General features: G+C 42.0%; 12 protein-coding genes. 1 reads left to right on the forward strand and 11 read right to left on the reverse strand.

Annotated features, from left to right (window positions below; genetic code table 11):
• Nucleotides 1-237 precede the first annotated feature (237 nt).
• Nucleotides 238-846, reverse strand: a complete 609-nt coding sequence (locus PQ477_RS05745) for a TetR/AcrR family transcriptional regulator C-terminal domain-containing protein (protein WP_035393689.1) — start codon at nt 844-846, stop codon at nt 238-240.
• A 160-nt stretch (nt 847-1,006) separates the two neighbouring features.
• Here PQ477_RS05745 and PQ477_RS05750 point away from each other — a divergent pair, with 160 nt between their 5' ends.
• On the forward strand, nt 1,007-1,789 hold the full coding sequence (locus tag PQ477_RS05750) for an SDR family oxidoreductase (RefSeq protein WP_035393692.1): 783 nt from the start codon (nt 1,007-1,009) through the stop codon (nt 1,787-1,789).
• Nucleotides 1,790-1,918: 129 nt separating this feature from the next.
• Here PQ477_RS05750 and PQ477_RS05755 read toward each other — a convergent pair whose 3' ends face one another.
• The 10 genes from PQ477_RS05755 to PQ477_RS05800 form a co-directional block, all read right to left on the reverse strand.
• Complete coding sequence (locus tag PQ477_RS05755; protein ID WP_349775502.1) at nt 1,919-2,581, reverse strand: response regulator; 663 nt, start codon at nt 2,579-2,581, stop codon at nt 1,919-1,921.
• On the reverse strand, nt 2,565-4,181 hold the full coding sequence (locus PQ477_RS05760; protein ID WP_274273159.1) for an ATP-binding protein: 1,617 nt from the start codon (nt 4,179-4,181) through the stop codon (nt 2,565-2,567). The genes PQ477_RS05755 and PQ477_RS05760 overlap by 17 nt, the downstream gene beginning before the upstream one ends.
• Nucleotides 4,182-4,319: 138 nt before the next feature.
• On the reverse strand, nt 4,320-5,156 hold the full coding sequence (locus PQ477_RS05765) for a sugar phosphate isomerase/epimerase family protein (protein WP_274273160.1): 837 nt from the start codon (nt 5,154-5,156) through the stop codon (nt 4,320-4,322).
• Nucleotides 5,153-6,145, reverse strand: a complete 993-nt coding sequence (locus PQ477_RS05770; RefSeq protein WP_274273161.1) for a Gfo/Idh/MocA family protein — start codon at nt 6,143-6,145, stop codon at nt 5,153-5,155. The genes PQ477_RS05765 and PQ477_RS05770 overlap by 4 nt, the downstream gene beginning before the upstream one ends.
• A gap of 18 nt (nt 6,146-6,163) precedes the next feature.
• Nucleotides 6,164-7,180, reverse strand: coding sequence for a Gfo/Idh/MocA family protein (locus tag PQ477_RS05775; protein WP_144560181.1), 1,017 nt, complete (start codon nt 7,178-7,180; stop codon nt 6,164-6,166).
• Nucleotides 7,181-7,209: 29 nt separating this feature from the next.
• Nucleotides 7,210-8,019, reverse strand: coding sequence for a carbohydrate ABC transporter permease (locus PQ477_RS05780; RefSeq protein WP_035393705.1), 810 nt, complete (start codon nt 8,017-8,019; stop codon nt 7,210-7,212).
• A gap of 21 nt (nt 8,020-8,040) precedes the next feature.
• Nucleotides 8,041-8,970: a carbohydrate ABC transporter permease gene (locus PQ477_RS05785; protein WP_274273162.1), complete on the reverse strand. Its 930-nt coding sequence runs from the start codon at nt 8,968-8,970 to the stop codon at nt 8,041-8,043.
• An 18-nt stretch (nt 8,971-8,988) separates the two neighbouring features.
• Nucleotides 8,989-10,245: an ABC transporter substrate-binding protein gene (locus tag PQ477_RS05790; RefSeq protein ID WP_274273163.1), complete on the reverse strand. Its 1,257-nt coding sequence runs from the start codon at nt 10,243-10,245 to the stop codon at nt 8,989-8,991.
• Between the two features lie 12 nt (nt 10,246-10,257).
• On the reverse strand, nt 10,258-11,478 hold the full coding sequence (locus tag PQ477_RS05795) for an ROK family transcriptional regulator (RefSeq protein WP_274273550.1): 1,221 nt from the start codon (nt 11,476-11,478) through the stop codon (nt 10,258-10,260).
• Nucleotides 11,479-11,743: 265 nt separating this feature from the next.
• A complete protein-coding gene (locus PQ477_RS05800; RefSeq protein WP_052007618.1) occupies nt 11,744-12,289 on the reverse strand; it encodes a phosphatase PAP2 family protein in 546 nt (181 codons plus the stop codon).
• Between the last annotated feature and the right edge of the window lie 15 nt (nt 12,290-12,304).

The raw sequence follows: 12,304 nt of genomic DNA on the forward strand, positions 1-12,304 counted from the left end.
TACATTTAAAGCTGCTCTTTTACCTTTTACAGTTCTCCCCTTACCCTTCAACTCCTTCTAGAAATAAGAAGCAAGGGCATTAAGACGTTGAATTCACTTCAATCGCATCACTGAGTTTTATTTATCTTACACAAACAACGCACAAATGTAACCGTTTTCAATTTATTGTTCATTTTGTTCATAAAGTTTATATGGGTTGTATTTGAAAACGATGTAGAGGCGCAGAAAATACATGCATTAGCCTCTACTCGTTACTTTAAACTCTTTTGCAAATGATTCGAGTATATGGATAAGACGCTCAGCCATATCATTTGGACTAATGGGATATTCTTTTTCAATCCAATCGACTAATAAGCCTGCTGTACCGTGAGCCATATATAACTTATGTGCATCATAGTTAATATCTCGGTCTTGATTTACAGATACCAGCTGGAAGTGTTCTTTTAACACCTCATAGATCGCTTGCGGTAAGTCACGATGCAGACTCGGAATCGTATCTTCTATGATGTATAAATTAAAAAAAGGCTGGTTGGCATAAATGAAATGGGTCAATTCAAATGATCCAGAATTCATTGTACCCGTTGTAACGCTTTTTCCTTTTTCGTATTTATTCATGCTCGTATCTTTAATCTGTTGATACATCTGTGCTTTCAATTCATCTGAAAGACAATACTTGTCCTGATAATAAAGATAAAAAGTGGTTCGATTATAATCTGCTTTTTTCACAATATCTGTAACAGACACATGGCTAAACCCTTTTGCATGAACGAGGCTGATAAACGCTTGTTTAAAATTGTTTTTTGTACGTTCACTTTGTTTTGACGAACGTTTTTCACTTGAAGTCATGTATGATTCCTCCAAAATTCAACATAATAACCAAAGGTGTAGATTCTATCGACACATCCGTTCTGATTAACGATTGTTCTACACAATGAATCCGTTTACACTCGAAGTAGAAATTCCTTACCTTGTTTTTATTATAGCATCGCTGGAAGGAGACGTTTTTATGAATCGTTTTGAAGAAAAAGTTATTATTATTACTGGTGGTGGCTCTGGATTAGGAAGAGCAGCTGCAAAGCAAATGGCGTCTGAAGGAGCAACATTAGTCCTTGTTGATTTAAATATGGCAGGTCTTGAGGAAACAAAACAAGTCATTATAGACGAGAATCCAAACGCCACTGTGGAATTAGTGGAAGCGAACGTTGCAAATGAGGAAGACGTCCAGAAATATGTACAGTATACAAAAGACACATTTGGCAAGATTGATGGGTTCTTTAATAATGCTGGCGTTGAAGGAAAACAAAACCTTACAGAGGACTACGGCATTGAAGAATTTCAAAAGGTTGTCGACATCAACTTAAATGGTGTATTTTACGGAATGAAGCACGTCTTAAAGATTATGAAAGAACAAGGCTTTGGTTCGATTGTGAACACGGCATCTGTTGGAGGCATTCGCGGTGTCGGTAACCAATCCGGATACGCAGCAAGTAAACATGGTGTTGTCGGTTTAACCAAAAACTCAGGCATTGAATATGGCCAGTTCGGTGTCAGCATTAAAGCCATTGCCCCAGGTGCCATTATGACCGCTATGGTAGAAGGCTCTTTACGTCAAATTGGGGGAGATAACTGGGAAGAAGCAGGGAAAGAATTCGTTAAAGCGAACCCGATGCTCCGCTTTGGTAAACCTGAAGAAGTTGGCTACCTCGTTGCTTTCCTATTGTCGCACCAAGCAGACTTTATTAATGCAACCGTTATTCCGATTGATGGTGGTCAGTCCTATAAGTATTAACGATGAGAATTATTAAAAAACGAACCCACACACATGTTCATGGGTTCGTTTTTCTTTTTGTAGCCGGCTCAGTCACTCGCGTTTCATTTTTATAAAACACTGATTGCCACGCCTGTGCCATTTATAGCGCTACAGCTTCCAATATTTCCGCTCTGGTCTTCCGACTATGCCGTATTCTAATTCTGCTTTCGCTTCATCTATTGAAATCAAATATTCTAAATAGCGGCGGGAAGTTGTTCGTGATGCACCAAATTGCTTACCAAGAGCCTCTGCTGTTATCCCGTCTTGCTGTTCTTGAAGAAGATGACGAACCTTTTCTAATGTAAGCCGATCAATTCCTTTAGGCAATTCATCTTCTTTATCGCTATTGTCTTTTACACGGAGAAAAAAAGAATCCGCGAGAGCTTGGGTTATACGGGGAGACTGTCTTAATTGGTTACTTTGCGCCTGGGCCTTCTCAATGGCTTCCTTCAATCGTTCAAAGGCAATGGGTTTAATGAGGTAATCGATAACGCCAAGGTGAAGAGCTTCTGTAAATATCTCTTTTTCTGTAGCAGCTGTGATAAGAATAATTTGCACATGAGGGGCGACTTCATATAACTGCTCGACGACATCGACTCCTAATTGATCTGGTAAATAAACATCCAGTAAAACTAAATCCGGTTGATGTTGATCAACGAGCTGAATGGTTTCACTCGCTGTCTGGGCTTTAGCAATGACGTGTATGTCTTGAAGTTGTTTCAAAAATTTCTCATGAATACCAGCTACATGATAATCATCTTCTGCTATCATTACGTTCACTTCGTTCTCCCACCTGTTCTTTTGGAATGTATAAGCTCATAATGGTCCCTGATGGTTGATTGTGTTCGATTTCTAGTGTTCCGTTTAATTCCTTAAGCGCCGCTTTCACTAGTGCTAGACCATACCCTCTTTGTCCACTTTTTGTTGTCGTTCCTTGCTCAAATAATTGCGCTTGTATCGATTCAGCGATCCCTGATCCGTTATCTGCCACTTCAACAATTAGTTCTTTTCCAAGATCGGTTAAAAACACTTCCACTGTCGGTTTGTCACGTCCTATTACCGCGTCAAATGCATTGTCTACAACATTTCCAATAATGGTTACGAGAGGGGCAGCTGCTTCTGCTGGCCATTGCCATTCAACCGTGCTCGCTGGATCAAGAGTGAAGCTGATTTTTTTCTCAGAGGCTTTTGAACGCTTACCAATGAGAATGGCTTGAATCGTAGGGTCCTGAATTTGTTCGAAAACAATCCGGTCATCACGAGATTGCGTACCTGTTTCTTCTTCAATAAAATCAATTGCTTCATCATAATAGCCTAACTGAAGATAGCCAGATATGGCGTACAATTTATTTGTATATTCATGAGTCTGCGCACGAAGATCCTTTGAATACTGTTGAATTTCCGATAAAGCGTTCACTAACTCCTGTAATTCTGTCCGATTTTGAAAGCGAGCGACTTTCCCTGCATAGTGCCCATCTTCACTGATTATTTGATAGTAAATAATTAGACGGTCTTCATTAACGATCACTTCATTTTGGCCTGTCGCTTCTTCCGTTTGTAAGACTGCTGCAATCTCTGAATCTGGTAACACCTGATCAATCTTCTGCCCGATGGCCTGCTCATCTATCTGAAGCACCTCTTTGGCAAGTGCATTTAGAAGTGTGACTCTTCCATCCTGATCCGTCGCTAGTAGCCCTTCACTCACTGCTTCAATGACGGCATGTCGCTCTTTATACAATCGTGCAATTTGATACGGTTCCAACCCGAATGTATCGCGGCGAATACTTCGAGCAAGAGCATTACTACCTACCATACCTATCAAGAAGATGACGAGAATGGCGGAGGCAAATACGGTAAAGCCTTTTAAAAACGTTGCGTTTATGTATTCAATCATATACCCAACCGAGACTACACCAATAATCGAGCCGTCTTCCGCACGAATTGGTGTTTTTCCTCGTACAGCTTCACCGAGTGATCCTTGGGCAAGAGACGTATAGCTTCGTCCATAAAGGAGTGCATCATCATTATCACCACCTACCATCTCTTGACCAATTTGTTCACGGTTTGGATGGGTCAAGCGAACACCGTCACCATCACCAATGACTATATATTCTGCGCCTGCATTACGCTGGATTTGATCAATCATCTCTCTTACCTTATCGACATCTCCTGTACCAATCAATGCTTGTTTCACTTCTGGTATTTCTGCAACTGTCAAAGCGGTTGTTAGCGCTTGCTCGCCGATTAAGTTTCGTGCTTGCTCTCGTTCTAAATAGATATAAACGAATGTTATGAGTAGCATAATAAGAGCAATTAGCGCAGTGACGTATCTTCTAAACTTTTTTTCAAGGGTTCTTTTAGTCGTCGTCATACCTTCACCTATTATCTTAAAAGTGATCCTATTCCGTTTAGTTTACTATAGATTGGAACGGAGTGACTCTATTTTAAAACGCTTTTTTTGGAAAAACCAAATAAAAAAACGACCGAAGCGGCCGTTTTTTCTCAACGTCTAGTATGGCGTTAGATGCGGTGCCAATAAAAGGTCCATCTGTCTAGACGTATCATATGCAAGCGCTGCTGGATCATAGGTATACGGTGTTAATTCGGCTGTTAATGCTCCTCTATAGCCAATCTGCTGAAGTTCCTCCATTACAGCTTGCCAGTTTACGTCTCCTGCTAATAAATTCGTAAAACCAGTAATCGTACCGACGCTCGTTTTAAAATCCTTTACATGGACTTTTAAAATGCGCTCTCCTAATATCCGAATCCACTGCTCTGGATAGCCAAATTGAAGAACATTTCCAACATCAAAGTACGCACCTACGTGAGTAGAGTTCACCTCATCAATATAACGAACCATTTCAAGAGGTGATAACAAAAAGCGGTTCCAGACGTTTTCAATTCCTATTTTGACATTTAACTCTTCCGCTACTGAGGCAAGCTCTTTCACTGCCGCAATGCTGCGCTCATAACATTCATCATAAGGTACGTCTTCCGTCACAATCCCTGGAACAACAAGGACCGTACTAACGTCTAATTCATGTGCTAGTTCAAGCATTTTCCTTACAACGTATTTCCCTTGCTCTTGCATTTTTTCTTCAGCAGAAGAAAGGGGTGTTTGCCATAATAATGCGGTTGATAGGCTATCCATTTCAAGCCCGGCCGCTTTTATTTGCGCCTTTATCTTTTTCCCTTCTTCTACCGTTGTATCAAGGGTTAGTCCCACTTCTCCTGGCTTCCCTACATTTAATTCGATTGATGAGAATCCGGCCTGTTTTGTCCATTCTAGCACGCGATCAAGAGGTGTTCCTGCTGGATAGCACCATTGGTTTATCCCTTTTTTCATCGAGGTACCTGCTCTCCCTCACCTAATGCAACAACGTCACCTTTAGCTGCAGAAGCGTAAGCACCAATCGCCACTTCTAACGCTTTCAATCCATCAATACCTGTCACTGACGGATTGCGCTTTTTTCGAACACTTTCAATAAAATCTCGAACAAGGCTATCATCCATGTTGTCGCCCCAGAAATTGTATTGAAGACCACCGCTATGGTAAAGATCCAATTTCTGCGCTTGGGCATCGACTTTCAAAGTTCCTTTTGTACCGATAAATTCTAATGTCACGTCTCCCCAAATAGGGAAGTTCGGATTTCTAGACCAACTACAGTCTAGTGTAGCAAAGACACCGTTTTGAAACGTTAGCGATAAAACCCCCGCATCATCAATGGCTTCAGCCGAAAAATGTTGATCGATTTCAGCGTAAACATCGGCTACGTCTTCTTGTAAAATCCAGCGCATAACATCCACCACATGGACGGTATGGTCAATAACAGCCCCACCACCTGCGAGCTGCTTATCATTAAACCATCCTCCAGGATTCTTGCCTCGGTTCGTCCCTTTCATTGCTAAGATAGCGCCAAATTCACCTGCGTCAATACGGGCCTTTGCCCGTTTAATGGCTTCATTAAAGCGGACTGGAAAAGCGGTTTGCAGGAGAACGCCAGCTTCTTCGCATGCAGCAATGATGGCCTGTGCGTCTTCAACCGTATGGGCAAGCGGTTTTTCACATAATACCGCAGCTCCTGCTTTTGCTGCAGCGACTGCATGCTCTTTATGGCGTGCATTTTCAGATGTCACAACCACTGCATCAAGTCCTTGAGCCAACAATTCATGATACGATCTATAGTAGTCCGTTTTATAGTGTTGAGCCGCTTCTTGGCCACGCTTTTCATTATCATCGGCTATTCCTACTACAGTCACCCCATCAATGGTCACTAAACTAGATGCATAGGCATGGGCATGACCATGGGCAAAACTAATTATTCCTACTTTCATAACGTCTCCTCCTTCAAATTAGTGAGCTACTGTCTGAGAATGAATGGTGATCGGCTTCTTTTCCTTAATTGACTGTAAAGCAGCCATTCCAATCTCCACTGCTTTGAGCGCATCCTCCGCTGTCACGATCGGCTCTTTCCCTGATTGGATACACTGGATAAAATGACTCAATTCCGTATAGTAAGGGGAGTGCTGTAAAGGACTTTCAGGAACCGCTACACCTGGTTTCCCATCCGGGCTTGCTTTTTCCGCTACGAGCGCTTGGTTTTTTTGACTATCGTAGTGGAGGATGCCCTCTTTACCAGCAAGTTCAAATGATGTACGGAAGCCTTCATGCGCCCACGTACCTTCTAGGTGGGCAATGACACCGTTTGCAAAACGAAGGGTCACTAGAGCGTAATCCTTTCGCTCTTCATTTATACCTGCGACGCCTGCCAGATTCCTTGCATATACCCGTTCCACCTCGCCAAAGCACCACCGTAAGAAGTCGAAATCATGAACCATTAAGTCGAGAACGAGTCCACCACTCCGATCTGTGTTTGCGTACCAATCTTCCGTCGCAATAGGATAAGAACCTCCTCTTGTTGTTCGAACAACACCAACTTTTCCAACTGCTCCTTCATCAAGTGCTTGCTTTGCTTTTTGATATTCTGGAAAAAAGCGGACAACGTGACCAACGAAAAGGGCAACACCTTGTTTTCGGCAATAAGCAACCATCTCTTCTGCAGCTTCAAGCGAACGAGCTAATGGCTTCTCACAAATAATAGATACCTTTACATCAGCCGCTTTTTTCACTAATGCTGGATGAAGATCAGTAGGAACACAAATTGAAATGACGTCAATTTCCTCTCCTATTTCTCTAATTGCTTCATCAAACGAATAGAAAGACTTGGCGCCTGATTTCTCCCCCCATTCGTTTGCTCGTTCTTCCTTCACATCAACCACTGCTGTTAGCTTCGTATCGTTCATTTTCATAAAGCTAGAGGCGTGCACTGCCCCCATCGTCCCAAGACCAACCACCATGACTCGTAACATTTGTCCCATCTCCTTTTTTTCATCTCTTATTATCTTCGCACTCCACCTAGGGCAATTCCTGCTATTAAATACTTTTGTAAGAAAAGAAACATAAGTAACATTGGTATAGTTGACATGAGTGCAGCTGCCATAAGTAATGGGTATTCTGTTGAATATTGCCCTTCAAAATTTGCAATCCCAACAGAAAGGACGCGCATATCGGCAGAGTTAGTCATGACAAGTGGCCACATAAAATCATTCCATGAAGCTAAGACGGTAAAAATTCCAAGAGCCACAAGTGCTGGCTTTGCATTTGGTAAAATCACACGCCAATAGACACCCCATTTAGAACACCCATCCATTATTGCCGCTTCATCCAGTTCCTTTGGTATCCCCATAAAAAACTGACGTAATAAAAACACCCCAAATGCACTGAATATACCAGGAACAATTAAAGCATAGAACGTATTAATCCAGCCAAACTGTGAGAGCAATGCATAATTCGGGATAAGTATGACTTGGATTGGCACCATTAAAACCGATAAGATCACAAGAAACAATGTATTCTTAAAAGGAAAATCCAATCGGGCGAAGGCATATGCTGCCATCGAGCAAAGAAATAACTGTGAGGCTGTTCGTACAACCGTCACAAAAATAGTGTTGGCGTAATACGTTAGAAAATCTGCACTCTCAAATACCCGCGCATAATTATCAAAGCGAAACTGCTCCGGAAAGACTGTGGGTGGTATTTGCATCGACTCTAAATACGACTTAAATGAGGTCGAAACCATCCAAAAGAAAGGAATAACCATGACAATTGCGCCAACTAGCAACAAGATATGAATCCAGCTTTTTTTCATACAACGCCACCCTTTCTGGCATTACCCATCATAATGCACCCATTTTTTCTGACCAGCGAACTGTAAAATCGTCATCCCAAGAATAAGTAAAAACAACACAAATGCCTGGGCTGAGGCGTAACCCATCTGGGAAAACATAAAGCCTGACTCATAGACACCATATACGATCGTTCTTAACGGTCCTACAAGGGCGGTTGTATCACCAATCATGACAAACAATAAATCAAATACTTGCAGAGAGCTAATCATTGCCGTGACCATAACAAAAAATAATGTAGGCGTAATGAGCGGTAACGTAATGGAAAAAAACTGCCTTATTTTTGAAGCACCATCGATTTCTGCCGCTTCGTAGTACCCTGTATCCACATTCTGAAGCCCGGCTAAAATGAGAATGACATTATTTCCTATTGTCATCCAAACGTAGACAGCAACGACGGATAGAAGTGCAATAGAAGGGTTAAACAACCACTCCGGTTGTGGTAAGCCTACCGCGCCAAGAATATAGTTGAACAGCCCATATTCGGTATTGTATAGCCATTTCCATACCATCCCTACCGCAATTGGCATTGTGACGACAGGGAGAAAATACAGAGCTCGATACACGATCATTCCTTTAATGCGTTGGTTGAGCAAGACAGCAATCAGTGTCGCTATTGCAATTGAAGCAGGGACAGCAACCAGCATAAAGACCAACGTGTTTAAAAGCGACCGCAAAAAGATAGGACTAGTAAAGAGTGCGATAAGATTATCCATTCCAGCAAATGAAGGGGCTGTTAGTCCATCCCAATGTGTAAATGATAAGGCAAAGGAAGCCATCGCAGGTCCAATGTAAAATGTCATTAACCCTAATACCGTCGGTCCAATAAACAAAAGTGCCCACCACGCATCTTTTGTCCATTTCTTCTTTTTCGTTGAAGGTGTAGACCTTACCGTTACCGAAGCGCGCGCCATTTACTTTCCCCCTTCTTCTTACTCATCTAATCCTTGATTTAACATTCGCTCCATTTCAAGACCCACTCGTTCAAGCACGTCTTCCATTGGTTCACCTGATAAAAACGCTCCTTGAATTTCAGTTGTCTCCATTCGCTGCCATTCCATTGTGTTTCGTGATAGCGGATAGGGAGAACCCGTTTCCTGAGCGTCAATGAAGACTTGTAAGTTCATGTCCGGTAAAGATTCCAACCATAAATCTGCTGCTGTTCGAGCCGCTGGTGTCGAAAAGCCAGTTTCTGCAATAATGGTGTTCCCTGTCTCACCTGTCAGTTCCTTCATCAGTTCCCACGCAAGCTCTGGGTGTTCTGCTCCTCTATTCATCGCCCAGCTAATGCCATGCAATATCGCTGTATCTTCTTTATAGCTTGGAAGTGGTGCAACATCTACCTTATCTCCAAGTTCTTCTCGATACATCACTGCCATAACGGATATAGCCGGCATCATCGCTAATTGGTTGGACATAAATAACTGATTATTGTCGTTTTGAATTTGTGATTTAATGCCTGGTGAAATTCCTTGATCGATTAACCGCTCTACAAACTGGAACGCTTCTACTGCTGCATCTGATCGAAAGCCTGACTGGGTTTGATCCTCGCTAACAATGGCCCCTCCAGCTTGATGAATATAATTATAGTAACCCGATTGATTGTGAACGATTGGGGCCAAATAGCCATAGATACCTTCTTCTTTATTCGTCAACTCGGCTCCGACCCGCTCAATGTCTTCCCATGTCCACGATTCATCTGGATAATCCACACCCGCTTGATCAAAAATGTCTTTGTTGTAGTAAAGCCCAACAGCATCCACGAAGTAAGGAGCGCCATAAAGATTGTCGTCGTAACTATATAAATCGATCATACTTTCGTAATAATCACTTTTTTCAAAGTCTGCATCACCCTCTATAAAAGGCTCTAAATTTTGGATTAATCCAGGCTGCGCATATTGATAAAAGTTAACTGCGTTCATCCAAAAGAGATCCGGACCCGCTCCACCTCCAATACTTGTCCTTAAGGTTGTCCAATACTGTGAAAACGGGCTGTACGTAACTGTTACCTCAACACCTGGATGTTTTTCTTTAAATGATGCAATGGCGCCATCTATGGCGTCACTTGCTTTTTCATCCCATAGCGCAATACTAATCGACTGATTTCCAGTATCGTCATTACCATTGCTACACCCGATTAGCCCTAACGCAAGAACAGAAAGACTTAACCATTTCGCCACCCTTTTCACTACTTCTCCTCCTTACCCATTTTGCTGTCGTAAAAATACATTGTATTTTCCAACCTGCATTTCATCTTGAAGCAAAACTGCCAGCGCTCCTAACAAGTTCATATCGTTACCTAACGCCGTTTGCCTCATCTCGAAATCCTTCTGGACGATGTTCATGGCTCTCTTTTCAATTTTCTCTCGCAGTATCGCTAAAAGTGGTTCGTTATTGACCACATGTGCACCATTCAAGATAACCGCCTGAGGATTCATAAAGTGAAGCACATTCGTAATCGCAACAGCAATGTACTCCGCCATCTCTTCAACAATTTTTAATGCAAAAGGATCGCCTTCACATGCTGCCTCCACAAAATGAATAGCCGTTACTTTTTCAGGATTAAAGTCCGCTCTCGCAACAATGGCGCCTCCCTCTTGTTGGGTAAACCATCCTGATAGAATACGTGCATAAATGGCCGGCCAGCTTACATAATTCTCTAAACAGCCCTGATTGCCACACGAACAACCTATTCCTCCTGGAACAACAGACATATGCCCAATTTCCCCTGCACTTCCGCTATAACCTCGAAAGATATGATCATGGACAACAAGTCCTGCACCTACTCCTTCATCAATGGAAAGATACAGCATTTCCTGATACGGCGCATCACCAAACAGTTTCTCCGCAACCACCAGTGCATTTAGATCATTTTCAACGAAGACTTGAAGTCCAAATGCTTCTTCCACACGTTGTTTAAGCTCAATTTGATACAAATCGAGTTTCGCATTATAGAGAATGACGCCATTTTTCGCATCAACAACGCCAGGACAAACGATGGAGATCCCAACGAACTTTGAGTGACTCTCAAGAATAGGATGAACAAACAGAGAAAGGGATTTTAAAAGGTGCTCGACATAGGCATCGCCTTTTACATTTTGAACTTGGTATACCATTTCGTTCTTTCGTTCACCCGATAAATTAAGAACCGCCATTTGAATAGAAGAATTACGTAACGATACCGCAATAATAAATGCCTTATTGGGATTAAACCGATAAAGCACAGGCTTTCTCCCACCAGTCGAGTCACCGGTCCCCTCCTCCATAACATAATCTTCTTTCATCAGTTTCGCTAAAATGGTCGAAACCGTCGTTTGACTCACCTGCACTTTTTCAGCCAGCTCTGCCTTTGACAAAGGACCTTGCGCACGAATAAGATTTAATACATTAACGCGGTTGACTTCATGTAATTTAGTTTTAATGTATCATCCCTCACTTCAAAAAGTATTTTTAAAAAGTTAGACGTTAAAAGCAGTTATTCTAACGCACACTAGCAAAATAATCGACTAATCCTTCGAAGTTCTTCCAATTGCTTTTAAATCTAGTTTACAATAGAAAGAAACAATAAGTAAATGAATTTTCTAATAATTATTTAGCGTCCATGCAAAAAAGCCTGTTGGGTAAGGGTGTCCCAACAAGCCCTTTCATCTAGCTTACCCTAATGATTTACTTAACGTACGTTTACACTTATGAAACCCGTTTGGTTACATGACGACGAGTCCCTCTTTCTAATTTGTTTAAGCTTTTCTTAAGAAGAAATACAACAAGAAGGGCGATGCTAACCCCTGCAAAGACATCCAGCGGATAATGATGACCAAGGTAAACGCGCGAAAGACCGATAAGCCCAGCACACAGAAGAAGTAAGCTACCCACTTTTTTATGAAAGACGGCGATTCCAAGCGCAATCGCAAAAGCAGCAAGCGTATGGTTGGAAGGAAAGCTGGACGCGGTATTATGTAAGACGAGTAGGTTCACATCATGCTCGATAAAAGGTCTCGGTCGATAAAACAGCCCTTTTACCACATACCCTATACCCATTGAAACAACAAGAGCCGCCCCTGTAAACAATGCGGTTTTCATATATATTTTTTTCTTTAAACCAACTATAAAAAAACCAAACAACGCGAATGCCAACAAAATCGTGACATATTCAGAACTCCATAACATAATCCTATCAAGCATCTTGTATTGGCCAGATAAGTCGTTTATTAAACGAAATAGATGATAATCCATGGTGCACTCCTTTAC

This window comes from Shouchella hunanensis, from assembly GCF_028735875.1.
In the GTDB taxonomy this organism is placed as follows: Bacteria; Bacillota; Bacilli; order Bacillales; family Bacillaceae_D; genus Shouchella; species Shouchella hunanensis.

Excerpts from the sequence above, each read along its gene's own strand:
- PQ477_RS05745 (WP_035393689.1), bottom strand. The coding sequence starts at position 846 with ATGACTTCAAGTGAAAAACGTTCGTCAAAACAAAGTGAACGTACAAAA.
- PQ477_RS05750 (WP_035393692.1), top strand. The coding sequence starts at position 1,007 with ATGAATCGTTTTGAAGAAAAAGTTATTATTATTACTGGTGGTGGCTCT.
- PQ477_RS05755 (WP_349775502.1), bottom strand. The coding sequence starts at position 2,581 with ATGATAGCAGAAGATGATTATCATGTAGCTGGTATTCATGAGAAATTT.
- PQ477_RS05760 (WP_274273159.1), bottom strand. The coding sequence starts at position 4,181 with ATGACGACGACTAAAAGAACCCTTGAAAAAAAGTTTAGAAGATACGTC.
- PQ477_RS05765 (WP_274273160.1), bottom strand. The coding sequence starts at position 5,156 with ATGAAAAAAGGGATAAACCAATGGTGCTATCCAGCAGGAACACCTCTT.
- PQ477_RS05770 (WP_274273161.1), bottom strand. The coding sequence starts at position 6,145 with ATGAAAGTAGGAATAATTAGTTTTGCCCATGGTCATGCCCATGCCTAT.
- PQ477_RS05775 (WP_144560181.1), bottom strand. The coding sequence starts at position 7,180 with ATGTTACGAGTCATGGTGGTTGGTCTTGGGACGATGGGGGCAGTGCAC.
- PQ477_RS05780 (WP_035393705.1), bottom strand. The coding sequence starts at position 8,019 with ATGAAAAAAAGCTGGATTCATATCTTGTTGCTAGTTGGCGCAATTGTC.
- PQ477_RS05785 (WP_274273162.1), bottom strand. The coding sequence starts at position 8,970 with ATGGCGCGCGCTTCGGTAACGGTAAGGTCTACACCTTCAACGAAAAAG.
- PQ477_RS05800 (WP_052007618.1), bottom strand. The coding sequence starts at position 12,289 with ATGGATTATCATCTATTTCGTTTAATAAACGACTTATCTGGCCAATAC.